This is a genomic window from Halobacteriovorax sp. RT-1-1, from assembly GCF_047085455.1.
Lineage (GTDB): Bacteria > Bdellovibrionota > Bacteriovoracia > Bacteriovoracales > Bacteriovoracaceae > Halobacteriovorax_A.
In genome coordinates this window covers 1,776,306-1,801,064 of sequence record NZ_JBKIXZ010000001.1, presented here as the reverse complement: position 1 = coordinate 1,801,064, position 24,759 = coordinate 1,776,306, and the positions used below count along the sequence as shown (strand labels likewise).

24 protein-coding genes are annotated in these 24,759 nt (G+C 36.0%); 8 read left to right on the top strand and 16 right to left on the bottom strand.

Going from position 1 to position 24,759, the window contains the following annotated elements; translation table 11 throughout:
- Positions 1-6: 6 nt before the first annotated feature.
- A complete protein-coding gene (locus ACMAWV_RS08840; protein WP_103217221.1) occupies positions 7-1,377 on the bottom strand; it encodes an alanine/glycine:cation symporter family protein in 1,371 nt (456 codons plus the stop codon).
- A gap of 354 nt (positions 1,378-1,731) precedes the next feature.
- On the opposite strand from ACMAWV_RS08840, the gene ACMAWV_RS08835 reads away from it, so the two are divergent.
- The gene (locus ACMAWV_RS08835; RefSeq protein WP_412469542.1) at positions 1,732-5,100 is read left to right on the top strand and encodes a hypothetical protein; all 3,369 of its coding nucleotides are present in this window, start codon (positions 1,732-1,734) and stop codon (positions 5,098-5,100) included.
- 13 nt (positions 5,101-5,113) lie between these two features.
- Here the strand turns inward: ACMAWV_RS08835 and ACMAWV_RS08830 are convergent, their stop codons facing one another.
- A complete protein-coding gene (locus ACMAWV_RS08830; protein WP_158246817.1) occupies positions 5,114-5,947 on the bottom strand; it encodes a MipA/OmpV family protein in 834 nt (277 codons plus the stop codon).
- Positions 5,902-7,026: a DegT/DnrJ/EryC1/StrS family aminotransferase gene (locus ACMAWV_RS08825; protein WP_412469543.1), complete on the bottom strand. Its 1,125-nt coding sequence runs from the start codon at positions 7,024-7,026 to the stop codon at positions 5,902-5,904. Before ACMAWV_RS08825 ends, ACMAWV_RS08830 begins: the two co-directional genes overlap by 46 nt.
- Positions 7,027-7,251: 225 nt before the next feature.
- Between ACMAWV_RS08825 and ACMAWV_RS08820 the strand changes: the two genes are divergently transcribed.
- The 3 genes from ACMAWV_RS08820 (at position 7,252) to ACMAWV_RS08810 (ending at position 9,433) form a co-directional block, all read left to right on the top strand.
- Positions 7,252-8,211: a hypothetical protein gene (locus ACMAWV_RS08820; protein ID WP_412469544.1), complete on the top strand. Its 960-nt coding sequence runs from the start codon at positions 7,252-7,254 to the stop codon at positions 8,209-8,211.
- Positions 8,212-8,289: 78 nt separating this feature from the next.
- The gene (locus tag ACMAWV_RS08815; protein ID WP_103217226.1) at positions 8,290-8,793 is read left to right on the top strand and encodes a hypothetical protein; all 504 of its coding nucleotides are present in this window, start codon (positions 8,290-8,292) and stop codon (positions 8,791-8,793) included.
- 76 nt (positions 8,794-8,869) lie between these two features.
- Positions 8,870-9,433, top strand: a complete 564-nt coding sequence (locus ACMAWV_RS08810) for a hypothetical protein (RefSeq protein ID WP_412469545.1) — start codon at positions 8,870-8,872, stop codon at positions 9,431-9,433.
- 279 nt (positions 9,434-9,712) lie between these two features.
- On the opposite strand, the gene ACMAWV_RS08805 is transcribed toward ACMAWV_RS08810, so the two are convergent.
- The 5 genes from ACMAWV_RS08805 to ACMAWV_RS08785 form a co-directional block, all read right to left on the bottom strand.
- Complete coding sequence (locus ACMAWV_RS08805) at positions 9,713-10,588, bottom strand: CPBP family intramembrane glutamic endopeptidase (protein WP_412475827.1); 876 nt, start codon at positions 10,586-10,588, stop codon at positions 9,713-9,715.
- Positions 10,585-11,379: a hypothetical protein gene (locus tag ACMAWV_RS08800; protein WP_412469547.1), complete on the bottom strand. Its 795-nt coding sequence runs from the start codon at positions 11,377-11,379 to the stop codon at positions 10,585-10,587. The genes ACMAWV_RS08805 and ACMAWV_RS08800 overlap by 4 nt, the downstream gene beginning before the upstream one ends.
- A 76-nt stretch (positions 11,380-11,455) precedes the next feature.
- The gene (locus ACMAWV_RS08795) at positions 11,456-12,316 is read right to left on the bottom strand and encodes a trypsin-like serine peptidase (protein ID WP_412469548.1); all 861 of its coding nucleotides are present in this window, start codon (positions 12,314-12,316) and stop codon (positions 11,456-11,458) included.
- A gap of 183 nt (positions 12,317-12,499) precedes the next feature.
- Complete coding sequence (locus ACMAWV_RS08790) at positions 12,500-12,778, bottom strand: hypothetical protein (RefSeq protein WP_412469549.1); 279 nt, start codon at positions 12,776-12,778, stop codon at positions 12,500-12,502.
- Between the two features lie 118 nt (positions 12,779-12,896).
- Entirely contained in the window at positions 12,897-13,331 is a 435-nt protein-coding gene (locus ACMAWV_RS08785) for a hypothetical protein (protein ID WP_412469550.1), read from the bottom strand.
- Between the two features lie 109 nt (positions 13,332-13,440).
- On the opposite strand from ACMAWV_RS08785, the gene ACMAWV_RS08780 reads away from it, so the two are divergent.
- On the top strand, positions 13,441-14,325 hold the full coding sequence (locus ACMAWV_RS08780; protein WP_412469551.1) for a LysR family transcriptional regulator: 885 nt from the start codon (positions 13,441-13,443) through the stop codon (positions 14,323-14,325).
- Here the strand turns inward: ACMAWV_RS08780 and ACMAWV_RS08775 are convergent.
- Both ACMAWV_RS08775 and ACMAWV_RS08770 read right to left on the bottom strand, forming a co-directional pair.
- Entirely contained in the window at positions 14,314-14,772 is a 459-nt protein-coding gene (locus tag ACMAWV_RS08775; RefSeq protein ID WP_412469552.1) for a hypothetical protein, read from the bottom strand. The two genes, ACMAWV_RS08780 and ACMAWV_RS08775, sit on opposite strands and share 12 nt — an antisense overlap.
- A 72-nt stretch (positions 14,773-14,844) precedes the next feature.
- The gene (locus tag ACMAWV_RS08770) at positions 14,845-15,279 is read right to left on the bottom strand and encodes a thioredoxin family protein (RefSeq protein ID WP_412469553.1); all 435 of its coding nucleotides are present in this window, start codon (positions 15,277-15,279) and stop codon (positions 14,845-14,847) included.
- A 157-nt stretch (positions 15,280-15,436) separates the two neighbouring features.
- Between ACMAWV_RS08770 and ACMAWV_RS08765 the strand changes: the two genes are divergently transcribed.
- On the top strand, positions 15,437-16,162 hold the full coding sequence (locus ACMAWV_RS08765) for a hypothetical protein (RefSeq protein WP_412469554.1): 726 nt from the start codon (positions 15,437-15,439) through the stop codon (positions 16,160-16,162).
- A 33-nt stretch (positions 16,163-16,195) separates the two neighbouring features.
- Here ACMAWV_RS08765 and ACMAWV_RS08760 read toward each other — a convergent pair whose 3' ends face one another.
- Positions 16,196-16,534, bottom strand: a complete 339-nt coding sequence (locus ACMAWV_RS08760) for a hypothetical protein (RefSeq protein ID WP_392991941.1) — start codon at positions 16,532-16,534, stop codon at positions 16,196-16,198.
- 197 nt (positions 16,535-16,731) lie between these two features.
- Here ACMAWV_RS08760 and ACMAWV_RS08755 point away from each other — a divergent pair, with 197 nt between their 5' ends.
- Positions 16,732-17,040, top strand: coding sequence for a hypothetical protein (locus tag ACMAWV_RS08755; RefSeq protein WP_412469555.1), 309 nt, complete (start codon positions 16,732-16,734; stop codon positions 17,038-17,040).
- A gap of 8 nt (positions 17,041-17,048) precedes the next feature.
- Here ACMAWV_RS08755 and ACMAWV_RS08750 read toward each other — a convergent pair whose 3' ends face one another.
- Positions 17,049-17,600, bottom strand: coding sequence for a hypothetical protein (locus ACMAWV_RS08750; RefSeq protein WP_412469556.1), 552 nt, complete (start codon positions 17,598-17,600; stop codon positions 17,049-17,051).
- Positions 17,601-17,784: 184 nt separating this feature from the next.
- Here ACMAWV_RS08750 and ACMAWV_RS08745 point away from each other — a divergent pair, with 184 nt between their 5' ends.
- Positions 17,785-18,447 carry a hypothetical protein gene (locus tag ACMAWV_RS08745; protein WP_412462611.1) on the top strand — a complete coding sequence of 221 codons (663 nt, stop codon included), beginning with the start codon at positions 17,785-17,787 and terminating at the stop codon, positions 18,445-18,447.
- 73 nt (positions 18,448-18,520) lie between these two features.
- Here the strand turns inward: ACMAWV_RS08745 and ACMAWV_RS08740 are convergent, their stop codons facing one another.
- The 4 genes from ACMAWV_RS08740 to ACMAWV_RS08725 all read right to left on the bottom strand — a co-directional run bounded on the left by ACMAWV_RS08740 (position 18,521) and on the right by ACMAWV_RS08725 (position 24,693).
- Positions 18,521-19,396, bottom strand: a complete 876-nt coding sequence (locus tag ACMAWV_RS08740; RefSeq protein ID WP_392991931.1) for a hypothetical protein — start codon at positions 19,394-19,396, stop codon at positions 18,521-18,523.
- Positions 19,396-20,379 carry a tyrosine-type recombinase/integrase gene (locus tag ACMAWV_RS08735; RefSeq protein ID WP_412469557.1) on the bottom strand — a complete coding sequence of 328 codons (984 nt, stop codon included), beginning with the start codon at positions 20,377-20,379 and terminating at the stop codon, positions 19,396-19,398. The genes ACMAWV_RS08740 and ACMAWV_RS08735 overlap by 1 nt, the downstream gene beginning before the upstream one ends.
- The gene (locus ACMAWV_RS08730) at positions 20,379-20,996 is read right to left on the bottom strand and encodes a hypothetical protein (protein ID WP_412469558.1); all 618 of its coding nucleotides are present in this window, start codon (positions 20,994-20,996) and stop codon (positions 20,379-20,381) included. The genes ACMAWV_RS08735 and ACMAWV_RS08730 overlap by 1 nt, the downstream gene beginning before the upstream one ends.
- 220 nt (positions 20,997-21,216) lie before the next feature.
- Entirely contained in the window at positions 21,217-24,693 is a 3,477-nt protein-coding gene (locus ACMAWV_RS08725; RefSeq protein ID WP_412469559.1) for a DUF3857 domain-containing protein, read from the bottom strand.
- Positions 24,694-24,759 lie beyond the last annotated feature (66 nt).

The window sequence follows — 24,759 nt, the reverse complement described above, 5'->3', positions numbered from 1 at the left end:
ATCGAATTATGCTTTCTTAACAATATACTTTGCGAAATACTCATCTAATTTATGCTTAACTTTTGGTGCCAACCAAATTGTCGCAACCATATTTGGAATGGCCATTAGAGCAAAACCAATATCCATCGCATTTACCATATCATCAGGTGCCGAGATCGCTCCCATAAGAACCGTTGATGAATAGAAAAGTGCAAAAGTTAATCTTGCCCCAAGAATGGGGATACCCCCAAAAAGAAAATCCCAACATTTCTCACAATAGTTTGATGCACCTATTACTGTTGAAAGTGAAAAGAGAATGATTGAAAGTCCTAGTAAATGTGATCCTGCAACTCCAAAGTTTTTAACAAAGGCCATTTGAGTCATTAGAACTCCATTGGACTCTTGAAGCTCTTGTGGTGTCAGAGAACTTAGAATTACAATTGAAGTCATCGTACATACAATGATTGTATCAATAAAAGGGCCAATCATCGCAACAAGACCTTCCGCAACGGGCTCACTTGTCTTAGCATTTCCGTGGGCCATTGGAGCAGATCCGACACCTGCCTCATTAGAGTAAGTCGCTCTTTTAATCCCAGTCTTAAAAATGTGAACAACGGCCAGTCCAGATGCTCCACCAACTGCAGCTCGTCCATTAATGGCCTCATTAAAAATAAGAACAAAAACATCAAGAACACTTGATAGATTCATAAAAATAATAGCAATGGCACAGCCAACATATAAAAGGCACATTGTTGGAACAATTTTTGAAGTTGCTTCTCCAATTCTTCTAACTCCACCCATGAGAATATAAACCATCAAGGATGCAGTGATAAAACCAGAAATGTATGTAGGTATACTGTAATTTGATTCGATGAAGGTTGCCATTTGATTTGTATTGAATACACCGAGTGAACCGATTAAGCCTGCTACAGCAAAGAAATAAGCTAGGAAGTGCATATACTTAGGTAGGGCCTCTAAGATTGTATACATTGGGCCCCCTTGAATTTCTCCATGGTGGTCATTCTTTCGATACATAACCGCAAGCGTACATTCAAAGAATTTTGTATTCATCCCAATTAGAGCACCAACCCACATCCAAAAAATAGCACCTGGGCCACCTTGCGAAATAGCAACGGCAACACCAGCAACATTTCCCATTCCAACAGTTGAGGCCAAAGCATTTGTTAGTGCCTTAAAATGGGAAATTTGCCCCTTACTCTCATCATCGTGTTCATGGTGAAATTTACCTACGATAAGCTTTATGGCGTGAAAGAAACCTGCTAGCATTTTGAAACGTGAAACGGCCACAAGATAGAGACCTCCGCCAACGAGTAAGATTACCAAAGGTAGTCCCCAGACAATATCGACGGTTTGCGCAAGAAATGCAGAAATATTCATAAAGGTCCTTTAAAATGCGGGTAATAAAACTTATTTAAAATTTTTCCACACAATAACGTAAATGGCCAGACAATGGAATACAACCTCGATGTATTTGGAGGCAACTCAGGATCAGCGATTTATAGTATTGAGCAACAAGCTGTTATTGGAGTCCATACATTTGGATCTGCATCCCTCATGTACTGGCACAGGTGGCCTTGCAGGAGGTATGCCTATTCGTGAAATACCATCTTACTTTCTTAATGATCTAAATTAATAAAGTTGGCACTCTAGTTGCATCATATATCTCTAAGAAATCATTGAGAGAGGTATATGGTGTTAAAATCTAAGTTTTTACTAGTTATTCTTTTGACAGTGACTATTTTTTCGACACAAGTGCAGGCCAAACCTATGCACAGTGGTCCAATTAATTCTCGCGCCGATGAAGAATGGGGTAATGAAGAAGCATTAGTTTCACTTAAATGGCCTCTTAAATTTCTTCGCTATGATCTTCAGGACTTACTCGTTGGAGATGGTAAAGGTAGCTTTAAAGAGATCTCCAAGATTGACCTTGATCCAATCAATAGAACTTTTCACCTTGATGCCACCGTAAATATTCCAGACTCGATGCTTTTATCGATGGAAGATAAGGCCGGCGATAAACTCTTAAATGAACACTCAATCTCTCTTGTACTTGGCTTTCCTCCATATGTGCGTGGACAATATGTTGAGTTAACAATAGAGAAATTTGTCTTAGATGACGTTGATTATACAAATGGTATGCATATTGTAACTAATGTAACTGCGGCGCTTTTAAGAAATCGAAGCTTACTCAATTACTTCATGGCCGATGATAAGGCCCCTACAGATTATTCTGATGAAGACCTTTCTAAAACAATTAAAGATTTATTTGATAATGAAGATATCGTTTTAAAGGACAACCGAGTTCGTCTGCGTTTCAACTTTATGAAACTCTCCGGCCTAACACGTTACCGTGATCTCGAAAATCTTCAAGTTTGGTATATTGGCCCAAAGAAATTAAAAGGAACAAAGCAAGGAGCTTCATTTCTAATTGAAGGTGGAATTGGAAATCCTTCTCTTAGTTATATCAAAGGGATGAAAGAAGAAGGAAAGGTTGCTGCTGATGAGCTTAAAAAACTTCGTGAAGCAGAATATAAGACATATGCTTTTAGCGCTGATACTGAGCTAAGACTCTCCAAAATGCACTCAAGACTCCTAGAAGAGACAGGTATTTATAATTGGAATGATCGCGAAAGAATGATTATTAACGAAATTCTAAAAACGTCTATTACAAAAGCAAGAAAGGCCCTAAGCCTAAAAGACCTATATTTTATTGATGAGCCACAACTGGCAAATATCAAATTCTTTGAGCAAGCAGGCGAGTTTTTAAGAGTCTCTATTGCTGATTTAAAGCTTAGACATGCAGTTGATTGGGAAACTCGAAATGGAGGCCGTAAAGGCTCAGAGATGCCTTTTGTAAGCTCTCGCATCTCACAAAATGCGGTTTCACAATTCACAAATTTCTTTCGTGACTTCAAACTAATTGATAAGGAGCCACTATTTAAAGAATTGAATGTTGTGCTAGCTCCACATCTTCCTGGAATCATCTTAAGAGGACGTGTAAATCTTGAGCTAAACTCGCTATTTGAGATGGGCCTTGAAGGTGAAGGAATTGATTTTAACAATCCAGATATTCGCCTTGATAGTAAGACTTATGGTAACTCTGTTCCATTTGAAATTTCTTTATATACATATATGAGAGATAAGGGTGTTTTAGAGCTAGATATTAAAGATGCGACACTTGGTAGTGGAAAAAATAGCGTTCTTCTTACTCCTAAAACTGACAAAGGATACTTTCTTGAAGAGTTCACAAAGCTTGCAACAGCAAATATTTTAAAGACGTACCTAATTAGTGATCCTCTTGCGACAAAAGAAGATGAAGTTGTAGTTGATGAGGCAGAAGTAAAAAGAAAGCTTATCGAAAAACTTGAAAACTTCAAAAATAACTTTCAACTTGCACAAACTGTTAAGACAGAAGAAGAAATCATAGCGGTTAAAAAGCTTGATCTTCAAAGTCCATTTAATTCGATCCCTGAAGAGATGACAGAAGAAAACTTAGTTGAGTTCTTCAATAATATCCTTGGAATTGATCGCCGTACAGGTAGACTTCAGATCAATCTTGATCCGACTATTTTAAGTGAAAAGATTCTCTATGCTCAAAATAATGTACAAGTTTGGAATATAGAGCCAATCTTCGATAAATTAATGGATAAGACCTATATCGATCTAGCAATTGGTCACGGTGTAAGAACAAAAGACTTCTTATCAAATATTTATAATCGTCCAGAAAAGAAAGATAGCCTAAATTTTGTAGGTACTTCTGGTGATTTTAATAACGAAGGACCTACTGATTACTCATTTAAGATAAATCTTAGAGAATTCGAATCAATGGTAAACTCGATTCTTACTGCCTCAATTGCTCCACAAGTAAAAGAGGCCAAGGCCCAGCTTGCATCTCTTGAAGAAGGAAGTGTTAATATCCTTGAGGATCTTACTGTAAGGTCACAAGGTGATAATCAGCTATACTTATCAATTGCCCTAAATCAAGTTGAAAAGAAGAAGCGCTGGTTTGGAGCAAGAATTGTTAACAATATCTTTGGCAACGAAGACAAGAATTATGTTATTGAGAATAATCGCTCATCAATAAGTGCAAGAATTAAGCTGCATGCTGTGCCTTTAAAAGACTATAAGAGTGATCTAATTGCAAAGAATCAGGATGAAATCTTTTTAGGAAATACTCTTCTAAAGATTGAATTAGAATCAATTGGTCGCACGGCAAAGAATCCTGGACTATTCGGATCGGTTTTAAACGCCATGATAGGGGATGTTAACCTTAAAAATGGCATCGTAGGATCTAACCTTAAAAAGCTAGTCCTTAAGATTGCAGGGCCAATGCTAAACCCTACAGATGAGAGAAATGGTAATGCAACTCTAGCGGGATTTGCACTCAATAATTACTTAAAAGTATTTACGACTAAAAAAGATATCTTATTACAGCTTAATCCACGTCTTGCAGGCCCAGTATGGGATCTACTACTTGTCCAAGACCAGGACTTTAAGGGACGCAAGATTGGAATTGGTGTGGATTATCCAAGTGAGACAATTAACTTTGACTTTAAGATGGTCTTTAACCCATCGACAGTTGATAAGCATGAGCTTTATTTAATTATGAAGGAAGCAAGTGAGATTTCCCAATCAGTAAAAGATGGTAAGATTGAATCGACTGCAGACTTCTTAAAAGTTTATGATCGTCTTTTCTATAATAGTGACATCACAAAGCTTTCACTTAAGCATCGACTGATTAAAGTAATTGATAGCTACAATGCGCTTTCTGTTTTGAATGAAGAAGAGACTCATGCTGATAATTACTCAACAACTGGAGCAGAGCTTATGCAAATTGCCACAGCGGCAAAGGTTTTAAGAGATGCCTTAACAAGAGTAAGTGATCTTAAGCAACCAAAAGGTATTAGCACATATGCTAATAATGCACATAGAGTTTTAGCTGAGCTTGATGAAAGATTTATTGGGCCTTATTATCGACTTTATAATAAGCGCTACAAAGAGAACAATCTTAAAATCATAAATGCACAGATTACGGATTGGACGCTTTACATCCTTCCTGATGCACTCTTTGCACAGAAGGCCTTTGAGTTTCTTGACTAGATTTCACAAAAATCTAGCGAGTTGACTCTCCAAGAATATAATTTAGACCGAGAAAAATACTTTCGCGATAGCCTCTTTTAGTTAAGGGGCTATCTTCTACTGCTCCGGAATACTTCGTATACGAATAGAAGCTATTTAAAACGTATTTCTTTCCAATAGGGTAATTAACAATAAGCCTAGCACTTAGCTGATGAGAGGCCCCTGGAGTGTATTCAGGACGATCTGCACGAGCTTCAGCACTTGAGACACCAAAATAGTAGCGACTCCAATTGTCGCTATACTGAGAGTATGTGATACCTGGAATAAGAACGATCTTTTCACCCTTCCAAGGCTCAATTGGGAATGCCTTAGAGACTGAAACATAGTATTTGCTAGCTTCAGAGCGGCCACTAATATCGTGCGTATAACTAAATCTCGTCATAAACCACTTAGATGGCAGAATAAAGGTTAGCCCTAAATCAAGGGAGCGATCTCGCTCACGAAGTCCGTCATTATATGTACCAGCTTCGGCCTCGACTTTGTTAAAGTCTGGAGTAAGAGTTAGGCTTGTGAGAGGAAACAAGCGAAAGCTTGCTGCAATCCCACGAAATGAAAATCTCTTATAATTGTAGTTAATTGAGGGAACAACTGGGATATCGAATTGATCCCCAACTTTATAGAGAGAAGACGAGAAACTTGTTCCTAAACCAACTTGATTTGTTGGCGGCGGTCTCTTATCTCTTTGTCTTTCTAACTCGTTGATCCTCTCGGTTCTACCATTAGAAAAAACAGGGGCCGAAATAATAACGGCCCCTAATGTGATTATTTTGAAAAATAATTTTTTACGACTTGGCAAACGTACTCGCATTCTTCTTCCGTGATATAGGCGAAACATGGCAGGTTTAAAACTGCTTTACTAATATAATCAGCATTTCCGTGATCAATTGATCCAACACTATGGGCAGGAGCACCTTCTTGCTTGCTCATTGCACCTGGATAAATTGTTCCGAAACCTACATTTGCTTCTTTTAAAGCAGCTGAAAGCCCTTCTCTAAGCTCTGGCTCAATTAAAGCAACACTACAGTATCCATTTTCTCCTACGTGAGCTGGAACATCTTGAATCTTAAGAGGAAGACCCTGAAGATTCTTGCGGTAGTATTCAACAGCCGCGCGACGAGAATCAAGTCTTGCATCGATATGCTCAAGAGATAGGTTTAGAAATAGTGATTCATAAGCACCAATTCTTGAGTTCCAACCAATTAGGCCGTGGCTATAGTGACTTGTACGTCCGTGGTTAATTAGAGTCTTACAAGTGTTAATTAGCGTTTCATCGTTTGAGAAGATTGCACCTGCATCCCCAGAAGCTCCAAGAACTTTTGCTGGGTAAAAGCTTGTCGTTGAGATCTTAGCTGTTCCTAGAATCGACTCTCCATTGATTGTCGTTCCAAAACACTGAGCACCGTCTTCAATAAGCATTACGCCATTATCTTCAGCGATCTTTCTGATTTCCATTGTATCTGGACATGCCCAACCATATAGGTGAACAAGAATAGCTGCCTTAGGATTGAATTTTTCAACGGCCTCTTTAAAAGTATCTTTATCCCAGTGTAGAGTTTCACGGCTAACATCAACAGTTGCAGGGTTTGCACCTACGTTAACAACTGCCTCAAAAGTCGCCCAGAAAGTCATATCTGGAACTAATACAACGTCGTTTTTTTCAACGCCACTTGCTCTTAGAGCAATCTGGATTGCATCTGTACCGTTGGCACAACCAACTGCGTATTTTGCACCAGTCTTAGCTGCTAGCTTCTCCTCAAGCATATTAACCTGAGGTCCACCAATAAATTGTGTGTTATCAAAAAGTGTTTCAACGCCTGAAAGGAATTCATCACGAAACCCGTCTTCAAAGCGATTTAATGTAATAAATGGTACGCCGTTAACTGACATATTTCCTCGCATTTTTAAGTAATTACAAACATTATAGGGGAAAGAATATGACTTAGGAATAGCGAATATTGTTAAATTTGGGTCAAAAATAGGGGATTTCAAAGGCGATTTCAAGCTGAATTTTCAAGGCCTTACGGCCCAACTTTAATCAACAAAATCTATACACCACTATATATAGATTTCAACATCACTCATTGCGTTCAGATTATCTGTTATATAAATAAAATGAAAACAATCTCATTAGCTATTATTTCTCTAATATCAACTAATATCATGGCCTCTAGTGCGATCACGACGGAAAGTGAGTTTCGTGAAGTCATTGAGAGCGTCCTAAGTATCTACGACCAGAAGTTACCACAAGGCAATCAGCGCCAAGTTGATATTAACTGGGAATCTAAAACATTAAATGCGTCAGTTGGTTACAAGAGAAATTCAGAATCTGTGCGCTTTAGCTTTCACGGAGAGTTTGTTCGAAAAAACCAATTAACAAAAGATGCTTTTGCTCTTGTTGCTTGTCATGAAGTTGGCCATATCATTGGTGGTTATCCGAAGGTTATGCCGACCCAAAAGTATTCAAGTGAGGCGCAGTCTGATTACTTTGCTACTAATGAATGTTTAAAGAAATACTTTGCTTTAAATAACTCTGATAGCTTTGAGCTAAATGGTATTAGCGCTGAGAATCTTTTAGAGTGCAAGCAAGATAAATCATGCCTAAGAGGCCTTGGTGCCATTAGAGATGCTTCAGTCATTTATCCTGGAAGTAATATCAACGCTAAGTCAGATCATGTCTCAAAAGTGACAATCTTTAATGATTACCCACAAAGTCAGTGCCGTGTGGACACGCTAAAAGCAGGCCTTTTAAATCAACCAAGGCCAAATTGTTGGTTTAAGTCTTATCAAGCTGAGCGCTATGAATATCAGTATGACTATGAATATGAAGAGGCCCAAGGTGTCGCAGAGATTACTGAAGTAACAGCAACAGATTTCGGTTGTCATATTCGTACGAAATACCCCGATGTATGGATGGGAAGTTACTTAAACCCGCTGTCAGAAAGCGAATTATTACTTAGAGGCGTGCGCTACGTAGGTACTAATTGCAAGTATCAAGTAGGGGATACACTTAGTGGTGCCATGACCCTATTTCGTGGGAATTTATACCTAAATCTAAATCCAACGGATAAGTAAATCTTAAGTTTTCTTAACTATTAAGATCGCCCCCATTTGCATAATAATTGTTAAATATTATTTACAGTTGGGGGACAAATGAAGATTTTAACTAAAATCTCTATTGCATTAACATTAATTTCAGCAGTATCAACAATCGCAGCAACCGTAGACTTTGGGACAACGAATCACATTGCATTCCGTTGCCAAGTAGATATCTTTGAGAAGGTTGTTAATCCAGTCTCATACCGTGCATATGCCGGAAGACTTATTAATTCAGTATTTCACGAACAGTACAATAATATCACAGGCCCAGACCTAAAAATGCTTATGGATTATGGCAATGGGCGCGCACTTTTTTCTAATGTAATTATTGGTGGAAATGGCTATTTCAAATGGTCTGTTGTGGAAACCGATGATCATGCAATTGATATATTAGATGCAAAATGGCCTATTTCGGCCCGTGTTCTATACAGTCCGAGACACTTTGATCGTGCCAAAAATGGAAAAGCAATAGGAGAGTCAAACGACCATCTCTATCGCGTTGAATGTTTTGAAGTAAAACAAGCACCTGGTGACGACGATATCGTTATTGGTGTCTAAAATAGTGATTGAAAAATCCCCTTCTTTTATGAAATAATTTTTGCTTACTTATTGTTTTATAAAAGAAGGATTTTTCATGAAACTTTCCCTGGTCATTTTAGCAGCTATTTTTAGCTGTTACTCATACGGCTTAAATTTTCAAAATACACAGCAAAATACCTATGAAGCTGCGACTTTAATTGGTGGTGTTGGCATCAAGTGCGACAACGGCTCAAATCAGGCCGTAAAGGCGTTTGGATGTAAAACGCGACATCTATATCCCGTAAGATTTGAAGACTTCATTGTGGGGCAAAATCTAGAGGCCGATAAAATCGTCGTGTCATACACGGACGAAAAAGGCCGAAATAAATCGAAAACTCTCCGTTACGATATGACTAGTCAGCGCACGAAAACTTCAGTCAATCTATGGGCCAAAAACCTTCGAAAAAAACCTGTGCTACACACGGGCAAAAATATCATAAAAATGAGCGCATATTTCAAAGGCCGTTTAGTTGAAGAAAAAACACACGAAATCTTCGTTGAAGACCTAGGCCAAGTTTCATGTGGATCACAGATGTTTATCTCACGTGATATGTCAGATTGTTTCTCAGCGGCCAGAGCATGTGAGAAGCTATATCAACTGACAAATTTCTGTCGCTAGAAATAATACGAAAAAAGTGACGTTAATGGATTCTAAGAGATTCAAATAAATTACGCGACCAAGTTGTCGCGTTTTTTGTGCTAAAAATTGCCTAGGTGAACACAGCAAAAATTGGGGTTATAATCATTATTATAAGTTACAATATGGTCTTACCCCATATAACGAATATTATGTGGGGTAAAACATTTTCCCCTTTTATCACTATACCTATCTAATAAGATCTAAAATTACGCCTTAATTTTGGCATAAAAAAATACAACAACCCTTACCACAGAATCTCTATAACTGAACTCTTTGGCCTTGCCTATGTTGTTTGCTTGACTTCTTATTTTGCATAATTGTTATAACTATAAATGTTAGCCCAACCAAAATGCTAAATATCATTTCAATGTACTCACCAGTTTTTGGATTAGATGGCCTTATTAGATAAATACCTGAGACCGTATTGTTTATTCCGTGTAAAACAGCACAAACCCAAATTGAATTAGACTTTATTTTAAACCACCCCAGGGCAAAGCTCATAAAAATAATAATTAAAGGGAAAGTAATAAAGGTAGTCAGAAAAACGTTCTCTGCACCATTTACACCTCCTAGGTTTGCAGGAATATGCCAATATGCCCAAATCAATCCAACGAGAAGCGTTCCCTTTAAAAAGCCGTACTTAGTAGTTAAAGTATCTTGTAAATACCCTCTCCATCCAATCTCTTCTCCAAGAGTGGCCATAATTGTTGTTGGAATAGTTCCAATTAGAATTGTTATAAATAGATTCAAAGCAAGGAATGAATATGACTGCTCACCTGTCCCTAGCATTAAACCAATTTTTTTAACTTCAGCTATTCTGGAAAAATCGGGACTCAAAACAAAGCTTTCGCTATTCCATGCCCCTAAATCAAGCATATAAAAACTTAACTGTGACAGGATGTATGGCGTCAGTGCAACGATAGGCGTGAGTGCCATATATTTAAAAGAAAAAACTCTTAGATTTTTAATAACGTCTTTAGCTTCTTCACCAAGTCCCAGTAGGCCAATCGCAGGAGTCCACATCGCTATAATTAGGAATAAACTATTCTTATAATAAAGAAATAATCCCTGACAAAGAAAACCACTAATAAAAGTAATTAACAAAAATTTAAAAAGCTTCTTATCTTTAATCATAGAACCTGAGTAACCATATTGCATCGAACAAACCCTTTCTTCAGATTCTCTTTCAATCTTGTTGTACTAACTAAATCTGTTACTGAAGAATTATCTTCAGCATATTTAACTGCACAGCGGGTAACTTTCTCACCTTGTGATTTACAAAGAGCTGCAGTATCAAAAAATTGAGTAATAAGTTTTCCAAATGATGATTCGTTAGAGATATTTCCGACACACTTCACTGTTTCATAATCATACTCATGGCATAACATTAGATTGTAATTAAAACCGTAAGTCGAAAGAAGTGAGCTCGTCGTAACTGCACATTCAATAGTTTCACCTGAATACTTCTTACAAGTCGTTAAGTTGTCCTTAAATGAATTAGGTATCCACATTGAGTTATTATCAGATAAATCTAATGAGCAGTTTATATCTTCTTGGCGCTCGTTTGCGCAGTAGCTTACAGCTTCTTTGATATTTAAATTTGAAACTTTTTTATTCAGGTCTTTCCCGCACTCTAGTTGATCACGTGTGTAATTTAAGCATAATTCAATACCCGCTTTAATATCTCGTGGTGATAGATCTACCCCACACATTATATTTTCAATATCTAGTGAATATTCTCGGCAAAGATTAAGCGCCTTTACTTGGGAAAGTTTCGTGTTACTTGCTGTGTTTTTAAGGATCTCAATTGAGCAATCAAATTGTTCCTGTGTTACCTCGTTTACACTTGAACAACTGTCTTGTGCTACGATACGCATCGAAAACAGTAATGAAATTGTAACTATAGAAAATTGCATAATTTTCATGAAAAACTCTCCTAATGATAAACATTTAGAGAGTGATACTATTTTTATTGAAGTAGATAAATACGACCTATAATAATTACTTTCCTTTGATAGTGAATTTCATCCATTTTTTATCAGGAACTCCACCATTTATGATTGTTTGAAAGTCTTCGAGTCTAGAGTTTGTGATCTTTGCACCAAGATTAATCGAAGGCAATTCTGAGCTAACGATACCAAATACTTCATAATCATGAGAATTTTGGTTGTATCTAAGAAGTGGCCCTCCAGATTGACCTAAATAAGTATCACACTCAAACTTAATACTACTTCTATTAAAGAAACGATTTTTAACCTTACAATCTTTTTGAAAGTACTGAGTTCCTATTATTAGATCACCAGGATAACCAATTGTCAGAATTTCATCAGTCTTTTTTGTGGGTCCATCAGCTGTCATCTGAAATTCACCAAGTAGCCTACCAGCAGATTCACCCCGAGAATTCTTTTTGATTTTTAAGATCGCAATATCAGTATTAGGATCTACTGTTTCTAAATCTTCTTCGAAATATTCCTTTAGAATATAGGCTTGAGTAACAATGAAGCCACCTTCGGGCGTACTTTCACTCGTTAGCTGCCCAGGATAAAAAATAGTATCAGTCTTAATGTATATTTTCAGACTCATAATACAATGAGCGGCCGTAATAACATAATCATCTGCAATGAGAGAACCTGTACAAGTAGAAGTACTAATAGAATTCCTTAAGGGAATTGTTGAAACTAACTGGCCAACTCTATTGCTTAAACTGCGGGGGAGATTATTTGCACTTATTCTTCTGTCATCCTTACCTATAACACTATTACCTGCAATAATTTGATTATTAGTGTTAATGCTATCTTTTCCACAGCTAGTACTTAGAATAGCAAGCATGAGTAATGGTAGAATTTTTAACAACTTAGACATATAACTTCCCAATTTTGTTAAATAATAGCGTATTACTTGATTACAATGATATCTATTGAAGCTTTTACTGGTACTGTTAAATTAATATACGACCACTCCCCTTACCAAGAGCGCTTTATTAGTGATAAAAAAAGCAGAGAAAAATCTCTGCCTTAACTATATCTTTTTAAATTTTATTTCTTACTATTTACACACATCAATCGAACGATATTTCTCGTAGTCTGAATAAGCATCGCCATAACTCGAGTAGCATTTTGCGTTTAGCGCATTCTTCTTGATTGAACCATCGGCCGATAATGTAAAAGCAATAATTCGGTACTCATCACAAGTGTATTTACCTTCAACGGCATTCATATCATTACCTTCAAAAATTCCACAATTTAATGGAAATTGGTTAAGCGCCTGACTTGCAACAACGTTAAGTGCACAAAATGTCGAAATTAAGACTAATAATTTTTTCAAGTGGGACTCCTATTAACTAAAATTACAATATTTTATTTACTATGCCAGAAATTCTCATCCCAAAGGTCTTATTTGTAATGTTTTTAGCTATGTCCATAAAGTTAACGGCTTGTCTCCCCTACAAATTCTTAAATTCAATGGCAGTATATCCATTGAAGTCTATATTCATTACGTATTGGTTTCGTGTGACATATTCGCGGTAATCATCACAGTCATCATAGATTTCAAATTCTACTTCATTTAATTGTGCAATCAACTTCAGTGATTCATTTAATCTGTTAGTGATGAAATCATAAGCTTTTTGCGCTAGCGAAGGCTCCATAAATTTCGACTGAAAGAAGACCTTTTCATCATTAACTTGTGCCCAAAATACGATATTTGAAACATTAGTGTAGACGCTCTTGATCTGCAGGCTTTCACGATAGACTTTGGCCGTTGTGAGATACCCTGGTCTAATTGAAACTATATACTCATTATAACCAAAACAGCCTGATGCATATGCATTCGTAAAAGTTATTAAATTTACAATAAATAAAGCGGCCAAAACCTTCATAAACTCTCCTATTAATTATAAGTTGAAGTATTTATAGTTGAAACCACTCAATAGATATAATATATAATAAACATAATTATCATTCTTAATATGAATAATAGGAAGTCTTATGGAATTAGGTCATTTAAAGCATTTCTACTACGTCGCAAAGTACGGAGGCTTCACAAAGGCGTCTAAGAAGCTCTACGTCCAGCAACCATCGATTAGTAAAACAGTGGCCCTATTAGAAGATCAGCTTGGTGTGAAACTCTTAAACCGTGAAAAGAGAAAGACGACCCTGACTGATATTGGCCAAGAGATCTATGCCAAATGTGACCTTATTTTTAAAACAGTTGAAGATATCGAAAATATCGTAAGTGACGGAAAATTTGAATGCTCAGGCCCTTTAAAGTTTTGTGCTAGTGAGCCGATTTCTGCACATTTTGTCCCAGGAATCTTAAAAGAATTCCTTAGTGAATATCCGCAGGTACAACCAGCGTGTTTTACAAGTTTCTCATCTGATTTATTTAATAAGATTGAAGACGGAGAGTTTGAATTTGGACTCTTTTTTCATACGCCAGAGATGGCCAAATACGCCCACAAACTTGAATTGGAGGAAATTGCATCAATCCCCTATGATTTAGTTATTAAGGCCTCTGAGCACAAGAATTTGGACGTTATACGATCATTCATTGGCTCACGTGAAGTAGATGATGTGACGACGAAGAAATACCCGACTATTTCTAAGATGAATAAGGACTATAAGAACGTTAAGATTACTATCTCATCAAATAGCTTAACGTCACACAAGGAAATGGTCTTACAAGGCCTTGGGGTTTCAATCCTTCCGTCAATTATGGTTGAAAAAGAAATCAAGGCAAAAGAGCTTAAAAGATTATATCCAAAGGGGACATTTCACTTCCCTCTTAAGCTTGTCACAAAGAAGAATCACTTTCTTTCACGAAATGCACAGGCGTGGATTAAGTGCTTAAAAGAGCAATTATCAATCATTTAAACAGCTTGAAATAACTTGGTAGCCAGCAAGAATGATATCAAGTCTCCAGGCCGATGCTCTGACAATCTTTATAACCTGCTTCTTATCTTCCTTGCTAAGTTCACAGTAGCCTGCACTCAGATAACAAGGAACGTGGTGAGAGATGGCCGTTTTCTTGAACTCTTTACAACTAGACTCAGAAGAAATGTCATTCATGCCCGAGATTAGGCAGGCCTTAACATCCTGAATCCAATTCCGACCGTCTTCAGAAAACTTCTCAACCCTAGAATCGAATTTATTGCAATATTTTTGCCCAAAGGCCAAGGGATAACCGCGCTTTCCACATACTCGCTCTTTTTCTATACAGCTGTAATACGCACAGTCGTCACTTAGATCAGCACAATCATTTGCAGCAAACGAATGCGTGGCCAAAAGAATGGAGAAAAAGGTGAAAATAATTGTTTTCATCATTAGTAAGTAGCAAATTAATCATCGCTTAGTAAACTTAATGAAAAGTTTATATTCTCTATACAAGATGGCCTATGCAAAAAAGATAGCTAGAGCAAAGGCAACTAGCAAACTAATGACGATTGCTTCAAAGAAGTAGTTCTTCTTTGTCTCCGGTGCCTTAAACTCACCTGTTAAACGAAAGTGTGAGTCGTTGATATTGTTTATCACGTATTGAATTTCCCCTAGAGGAGTAAGTCCTGTGAAGTCATAAAGAACTTCTCGGTTTTCACAAATGGCCGTGTATGGAACTCCACGAACACCAAAGTGATCCGCAATCTCAGGACTCTCCATGGTATTTACTTCATAGACATTCACGTCTGGATTATTCTCATTTAAGGCATCAAAGACAGGTGCCATTGTTTTACATGGGCCACAAGTGTCAGAATAAAACTTGATAACGAAAACGCCTCTTTCACTAGATACAACAGATTCAAAGTTTTCATTATTTATTCTTTTTATATTCATAAAAGCACCACCCTGATAAATTCAATCTTACTATAACCATTCACATTAAAATTTACAACAAACTTAATTGGATATAACAATTTGTATTCAGGTGGCGTCTACCTTCTATTTACAGTAGAATAGTATTTTTAACCTACATAAAGAAAAGGCATATATTATGAGAGGGACTTTCTTCTTAAAACCATTAGAGTTGAATTTAGAGCTTGCTGGCGAGAGCTGGCCCCAGGGCGATCAGATTAATGGAGAGCTTACGATTAAGGCCCATGGTGAAGCCGATCTATCAAAAATAGGCATTCACCTGTGTGAAGTGAATATAAAGAAGTTTAAGGCCAAGGACGAAGCGGCATTTAAAGTTATTGAAACTGTTAAAGCAAGCGGTGAGCAGACAAGCTTTAGTTTTAAACTAGCTGAAAACTGCCTTATTACTGAGAAGGCCACTTCCCTTTATGTTATCTGTGGAGATATTGATACACCATTTGAGTGTGGGCATCTTCAACTTGATATCCTTCCAAATAAGAATATTTTGAGCTTCATTGAAATCTTTGAAAACTTTCTAAAATTCAAATTTAAGCCCCTTAAAAATAAGGCCGGAATGATTCAAGCAAAAATCACTCCGCCTGACATCAAAGACTGGACAAGTATTCAGACCATGAATCTAGGAATGTCTTGTATTGATAATATTCTTTCACTCGATTTCGCTTTTAAAGTGAAGAAGATGTCATACGAAGGCGGCGCTGTGGAGACGAAAGAAGTTAAGATTAACAATAAAGTTGAATTTAAACCTAAGGATTACATCCTTTTTGAAAGTACACTAAATCAAGATTTCATTACTGGAGAGTTAAACAAAGTTCTTGATGAGGTAAGGTTTAAGCCGGTTATTTAATAAATGAAATATGGCCACTGATGTGGCCCTTTTTTATTTCGAAGAAACCTTCATACAGTTCTTACTTTCATAATTCTTTTTAACGGCTATAATCTGACCTCTAACACTAGCAAGTTCAAAGGCTTCAACGCCATCGCCTTTTCCTATGCCTCCAAACATGAGTGCCTGGCTATAGCTATCATCAACCCTTCTTCGTTGAGCATCAACAAGAACCTTCTCATGCTGCTTTAATCCGCCATACTCACTTACAAGCATCTTGCAATCAAAGTTTGCGTATTTTTGTGGTGAAACATAACTTGCTTTTACATGCTCTGGTTCAGTCGACATATTTGCACAGCTTGTAAGCAGAAAAAATAGAACGATCTTTTTCATAACTCTCCCTATTGAATTCTTTTGTTTTATATCGGTGTAAAGTCACCAATTAGTGAACGATTTCAACACCTTGAGAATTATTCGAGAATTACTTGGTAAGCATACGAATTTATTATTTTGTGATTTGTACCCTTGCTTACTCTTTACATAGTTCAACTAACTATAGAGAATTAGAACAACACAATTACACAAGATTTATGAGACAATTACTATTACCTATTTTAATATCACTACTTATTCAGCAAGCTCTTTACGCATGTGAAATAAGTGTAGAAAACTTTAGCTTCGACTATGTCGAAGATGTTTCACTTACTAGTGATGAATGTCGCCTTATTAATAATAGAGTCATTCAGCTAAAGCAGGAATTTCAACTGACAAATAAAACTCAAAAACAGAATCAAGAAAAGTATGTCAGCAAAACTGAAACCATCAGCCTTCAGATTCAACAACTTCGAATTAATGGCCAGGTTTACGGACAAGTCTTGATCGGTAAGTTTTTACTTTAGGGGTGCGCTCATGGGATAAGCCCAATCTTTCGCTCTAGGCTTCTATCATTTTGAAAGAATTTCACTTGGCATCGGTAAAATTCAACGACTGTGTTTTCCATCTCAGGATAAACACTCTCCTTTAAGTAGCTAATTAGCTCTTGTGCATTCACTTGCATATCAGGCTTGTCCTGAACGTACTTAAAGTAAATTATATCTTGCACTTTCTTGTAGCTGATATCGAATTTAATATTCTCTGCTGGTTGTATATTCTTATTACCATCCATGTGAAGCCTTAATAAGATTGAAAATTTCCAATAACCATTTTCATCTAATCTTACGGCCCCATGTGGAGTGTAAGAAACATCTTCATTAATTGGAGAGTAGTATTCTCCTTCATCTTCCTCACTAAACTGAATGGTTGGAACTAACTTAATAAGATCGTACTCACTCTCAGCAATGCTCAAATGACTTTTAAAGCCTTTATATAAATTTATTGCGAAACCAGCGGCGTCATCGTGGGTTTTAAAGAATAGTTCACGTGATTTCTTGTATTCACTACATAGATCGAGATATGACATGAAAGTATCATCGGAACATCCTTAACTCACAAGTACTTAAAAAATCTTAATTTATTGTAAAGCTTACACACTTTTTGAAAACGTCACCTGATGTAAATGAGAGAAATTCAGCTATCGATTATCTTGTCCTCACAGAAAAACAATCAAACAAACAAAACATGATTATAAAAACGAGGAGAAAAACATGAGAAAATTATTATTAGCACTAGCATTAGTATCAACACTTTCAGCATCTGTTTCAGCTAATTGTGTAGGAATTTATGAAAACACTACAATCCAGCACAATGAGAAAGCTTCTAAAAATGTCTTAGCAGTTATGGGCAGTGAGTATAAAGATATGTTCGAATTTCTATTGGCAAGTGGAGATGCATACTCAATTATTGTATCGCCACTTGCTGCAGTATTGGTATCACCAATTGTTCTTTATAAGTCGATTCATTACAAAGGGACGTATAAATTCTATAAGAGATTTGTGTCGACGATGAACGAAAATAGTGAAGATCATAAGAAAGATTTTAAAAAGTTTAAACGCTCAGTTGCAAAACGTTTTAAAATTTCGAATGAAGAATTCCTTGATGTATTAAAGGATCTAAATGACAGCAGGTCACTTTGTGAAGGGTATAAGAGAAATACAGTTTTAACAGAAGAAGGTATAGCGTACCTTGAGTCAAGAGGCTATAAGACATTTCTTCAAGCAGCTCTAAACGGAAAAAGAGATCCTGTAACATTTAGAGAATTACAATCAAATCCAAGATACTTCACAGTTGTTTACGGCGGAGTAATTGATGCATATGATTTTAAAAAGATCGTAAGAGCAGAAATTGAAGCTCGCGGTTACGAAAAATAATTAATAAATTAAATGGCCTCGAATTTAGTTCGAGGCTCTTTACAAATTATACAAAAAGTATCGACGTACCTAATTAGAGCTTTATACCAATAAACCAATTTGTATCACCTCCGCCTTTAAAGCCAACACCATCGAGATCAAAACCTGGGTTTTGATAGTGTGAAACCCCAAAGGTTAAATAGTAATACGGATTAAAGATAGAGTAATCTGCTTTATATAATAAATAGTCGATAGAAATTTTGATTAGCCCACCTACTTTTGTTGTAGATTTATCGGACTCCTCCTTAGATATAAAGTTTGATACAAATGTCGGGGAAATTTCAACATTCGCATTCAGTTTAGATTCTAAGAATTGAGCTCTAAATGAATACCCATATGATAGTACATTCTGATGTAAGTCGTATTCTTGATTAAATTTTAATTTTTTAGTTTTTAAAAAAGATAATCCAATCAATAAGGCATGAGAGTACTTAGCATTTTCATGTGAAGTATAGAAAAAAGAATAATGCTGAGTTTTATCGCTGTTACTTATAGCTTTGTATGAGCTACTTCTTAGAAAGGATTGTCCAAATGAAAATTCATATAAACCAATTTTTTTCTTAGGATTTATTTTTCCTCTATTTTCATCTAAGTGTCTTTTTACATCTGAGGTCCTATAATTAGGATATTTCCTTGAAAGTTCCGACCAGCACAGGTAATTATTTTGATAATATATTTTTCTGGTGTTTTGCTGATTTTCACATATAAGATAATCAATTTCTTCTAGGCGAGCGCTATCAGGATTTTCTATTTTGTATATTTGAGCAAAGGCCGTAGAAATATTTAATCGTCCTGACTTTTTTAAATCTAAAACTCTATTATAACTAATCTCTTCTTCACTGGCCCCTCTCTTTGGCGGTAGAGAGCAAGAAGCACACACTAGAAGTAGTGCAATTAAAACTAATCTCATCAACTATCCTTTTCTAAGTAATTCACAATATTTGCAATTTCATTAATCTTTTCTTTTCGACGCTTATTATACAAAAAAGTCATACGCGGGTCTGAGTGCCTCGCATACGTTGCCTGATCCTCAAGGCTTGCTCCGTTCTCATAGAGATTACCAATGCCTGTAGCACGTGATGAGTGCGGAGATATCTTATGCTTAATCCCAGCAAGCTTTGCGTATTTTTGAAAGATCTGATCGATGGTATTTCGATTAAGAGGTTTAAGTTCCTGAGACTTACGGCCAGAGGTAAACAAAGGCTCATTTTCAAGAAATTCACGGCGAGCGCTAAAGACTTCCATATAGTGTTTAATGTCACTGAAGGTTTCATCAGAGATGTAGACCTTTTGTTTCTTGCCACCCTTACTTCGTACATGAAGGTAATTGCCAATATTATCACTAGCAAAGTCCCCTACTTTAAGCGCAATTAATTCCGACTTTCTCAGTAGAGTATAGAACATCACACGTAGAATCGTATAGTGAAGGACACCACTTAGATTATAGCTACCATCGCGGTTGTTTTGATTAACACTCTCAAAGAGGTCCATAACCTCAGGTGCACTAAGATCATTGGTTTTAACTTCCATGACAACTTTAGGGCGAAAGACTCCAGTTGCTGGATTCTTATAGCAAAGCTCTTTTTCAACTAAGAAGTCAAAGAAGCGCTTTATGGACGACAGATGTCTTGCCACCGTGGCATCTTTTAGTTCTTCGTTTTTTAGAAGATGGTCTCGGTAGGCCGAGATATGCCTCTGGGAAACATCAGATAGGCTTGAAAAGGTCTCAAATCCTTTTAGAAACGTTAGAAACTTTTTTAAGTCTCGTCTATAGGCATCTCTAGTATGAGCAGAATTAGACTTGGTTAGAAAGTCTTCAAAGATATCGTTAATTTTTGCATTCGATCTAGCAGGCCTTATGGCCCTTGACCTAGAATAGCTTACTCCAACCATTACTGAAACGATCCTTTATCAACTGTATGCTTATAACTCTTAGACCATGACTCTAGTGCTTCTAGAAGGTTTTCCTTAGGCGAGATAACCCATGTATTAATTTGGGCCAATTCTTTCTTTGTAAAGGCCTCTAAAAGGTCATCTTCATCAAACATATATTCGAAGTGAAGTCTCTTAAAAATATGGCGTCCTTTAAGGACACGCTCTTGGTAGTGCTGGGCCTGTGAGATACGGCCATGTTTCTTATTAGAGATTAAAAGCTCTGTATCATCAATGATTAGATCAAAAAGGTTTCTAAGCTTTGTTAGGAGTCTCTTCTTACGAATAAGCTCCTTATCATATTGCTCAACTAATGCCTTTAGAATTGTCCCAAGTCCTGGTTTCTTTCTTGTAATCTTTGAGGCCACAAGATCGTAGGCCCAAGAAATATACTTAGACTTAATCATGAGAGTCTTATGGATAACTTCATCATTATTATGCTTTTGGGCAAATTCACTCTGATTGCTTCCACTAGATAGAACAATCATATCGTATTCATCATATGTCGGTTTTGTATTATCGATTAAAGGTGTCGATGCTTGAGACGTCCTTCCAGACAGAGATCTAAGCTGTTTCATAAGCGCTCCTTGCTTATTATAATTTTATCATTCACATGGGTCATATATCAATTTTTCCCCACGTCGATTTCTATTTTTTTATATCTAGGCATAACTCCAATTATGCCTACATATATTACATGTTACTTTAAACCTAGAAACATGTCATGTTTTTGGGATCAAAATTTGTCACGGTAAATATTTTTAAGCGACATTAAAATTATAGCAATAGACACTATTGTTACGATGCAATCTTGTCTTTAGTCGATTTAGTTAGTGCTTTTCTTTTTTTCTTCCTTCTTTTTCTACGCCTTTCTTTTTCGGCCATGATCCTTTTGTGTCTTTTATGTAACACTAGAATTAAAAGTAAAACGCAAATCAAAGAAAATTCTTTTTTGTAATGTAAAATAATATTTATTACCAAATTTAGATTTTGATTATCACCATCACCGAGAACTGATGCGATATTTCGTCTTTGCTTTTCTTGCTCTATACGTTCTGGAGTAAACATAGCAAATCGATCACGATATTGTTGTGTAAGACTTTTTTGTGCATCAGATTTTGATAACTTTGATAGTGTACCTAGTACATTATTTCCATATTGAATTGCGGCTTTATCAAAGCTCATGAAGGCATAGTTATAAACAACACTTAGAATAAAGTTTACTGACTCGTAATCCTCCTTAACTTCCTTAACTTTAAAGAGCATTTTCATTTTTTTGTAGAAAACCGAGATTTCTTCTTTTTGATTATTTTTAGCGAAGTAATGAGCAGCAGTGGCCATCAAATATGTTTGATAAACAGGATCATTCTCTTCTGGATTCATCTCTTGTGAAAACTCTAATAACTCCTTATCCTTCTTTAGAGCTATTAAAGTATCTACCATCTGTTTATTAAAAGCATTTACATAGTAAGTATATTCAGGGTTCTTGAAAGCGAGGTTTAAATTCTCATATGCCTCATTATATCTTTTAAGTTTATTTAATGACTTGATCAGACCAAGGTATGCTTTACCAGTTTGCCTAATTTTCAAGCTTTTTTTGTACTGAGTAATTGCCAATTCATACTTCTTCTCTCTTCTTAGATGCGCTCCATAGTCAATGTGAGCATAAGTATACGCATCAACTCCATATCCGTTCTGTTTTATCTCATAGGCCTTCTTTCCCCACTTTATAGCATTTTCAAAGTCCTTTTCATCAGCATAGCTATACTTCATACTTATAGCGCATCTCTGGTAGTTGGGTCTTAGGCTTAAACATTGTTTAAGCTTCTCTCTAGCAAGTTCAAACTTTTTCAAGTAAACGTAATTAATACCAATATCACTATAGGCTTTATAAAGCTTTTCATATCGAACTTCATCGACAATGCTCTTTTCGAAGTAGTCAATCGACTTCTGATAATCCTTCTTATCCTTATAAATCTTTCCGATGAGTGCATAGAACTTATTCCTATCTTTCGGATACTTTTCAATCATCTGTTTAGCAACAGGTATCATATCTGCTTTTGGTGTTAAACGATGTGTTAACCAAATCTTCTCAACAATTGCATCAGTATAATCAGGATCAATCTTAATGGCCTTGCTAATAAGGGCGTCGGCATATCTAATTTTTGCTACATCAGCTGGCCCTCGAACAACAGAAAATGATTCATTTATTTTAGCTGCATGATAAAAGGCCTCCTTATTATTTGGATCATCATTTATAATACCCATTAACAATTCTAATTCCTTAAACCCACCACCATCTTTTTCAGCTATTTTACTTTTAACGTATTTTAAACGTTCATCGACATTCATTTTTGCAACTTCAACGAGATCACTTTTTTTAATTTCTCTATTCATTGATGTAAACTTGGCAATATCTCCAAAGAAGCAATTATCTATTTCAGTATTGAGCTTATTGTGTTCTTCACTTTTAATATCAGCTCTGCTGATCACATTTTTTTTAACTGTATAACTTTCAAAAAGACTAAGAGTATTGTTTTTATAATTAATCTTGCTTTCGTAATCGATCCATTTCGATCTAATTAAACAGTTAGACTTGTTGAATTCTCCGAGTTTTGCATTATTTATTGTAATATTTCTTTCAAATGAAATTTTTGGCCCAAGATACCGTGCAAAACTATGCTTACTCCAAAATGCCTTAGATAATGTCGTCAGTGGCTTCGCTTCCTTAGTGCTAATAGGGACACCATCCTTATCACTATCAGTTAACACATCTTTATATGAAAAACTTGCTTCTACATCTTTATTGAAACTATACTTATCGACATCTAGGCCTTTAAAATCAATCTCATTTACTGTATCGATATCACGCATAATACCGACAAGAAATTTATTCACCAAAGTGTCTCCACCTTGTTTTTTTATCTCACTAAGTAGAAGTTTATTTGAACCAGTAAACTTAACTTTTCCATTTACAGCAAAGTTTAGGTCATCAAAAAGGTCGTAGTTCTTATCAATACTAATAAGATTATCCTTGCCATTAATCTCAGGAATACTGTGAATAACATCTTTTTTGTCCCAAAGAACTAGTGCTTTTCTGTCTGCGATATCATCACGAATAGATAGGCCGAAAGAGCTAGGGTTAGTTGGATCAACCCAATAAGATTGACCTTTATGCTTTATGTGAACTATTGCATGGTTAAATGCACTACTTCTTGGAAGAGTCATGTCTATATATTCACTGTGACCGCTGGCACCACGCTTTACAAAAGCTGTATGTGCTTCGTAACCTAATTCTCGTAATATTTTAATGACACTAATTGAGAAGTCTTTACAGTCACCGTAGCCAGAAGAAGCGATATCTTTGAGTGATCGTGGTACATATCCACTCCCAATAGCACGCCAATCACCAATGTAATTGAATTTCTTAGCAATTTCGGCAAGAATATAATCAACTTGTTTTTCCAGTCCATTAATCTTACTTGCGTTATCCTTTATTAATTTTAGATTTTTTGGTAACTCATCTTTTAAACGATCCTCATACTTTTTATAATAAATTTGAGAATACTTAGACCAATTATCAATAGAGCTTAAGACCACCCAATGAACATCCTTATATTCCATAATTGCACCATACTCGTTAACTGGAACTGTAAGTAATGGTTTCAACTGAACAATCTTTACTTTGTAGATCCCGTCTAATTCAGTCGTTTCAACTAATACAGAGTCTGAAGGATCATTTTCTTTAATGTGAATGGGAACCTGTGAGCTTATTTCAACAACTGAGTTTTGTTCTAATATATTCATTCCATAGGTAAATACATTATCGAAAAAGTTACGAGGAATTTTTGTTTGTTTTGTATAAACAACCTTTAGCTTTGAATTCACCTGAAGATTAGGAATAGGAATAGCATAGTAGAAATTAGAATTTAGGCCATCATTTGATTGTGATGCAGGTGTTCTTTGTGCCTTAGAGAGGTCTACTGAAACCTCTTTGCCCTTGTTCGTAACAGTAATAGAATGAACATCAAGATTTACACTTAGTTTATTATATGGAAGTTTAAATATTTTAAAATTTTCGATCCCATGAGTATTTAAGATCTCATAAACAAGAGTATGTTTCTCTTTTTGATGACCTGAGCTTTTAATATTGTAATCTGAGTGACTATCAAGGATCTGATAACTTAAATCTTTTTTTATGGCATATCTAGCAAATGAGCTAAACCCAAAACATGATATAAATACAATAATAACTATGTAAACTCTGAGTTTCAAACCGTCACCTCTCTGTAATTACTACTACTTATCGGTGAAACAACAATAATTATTAAAAATATTTTA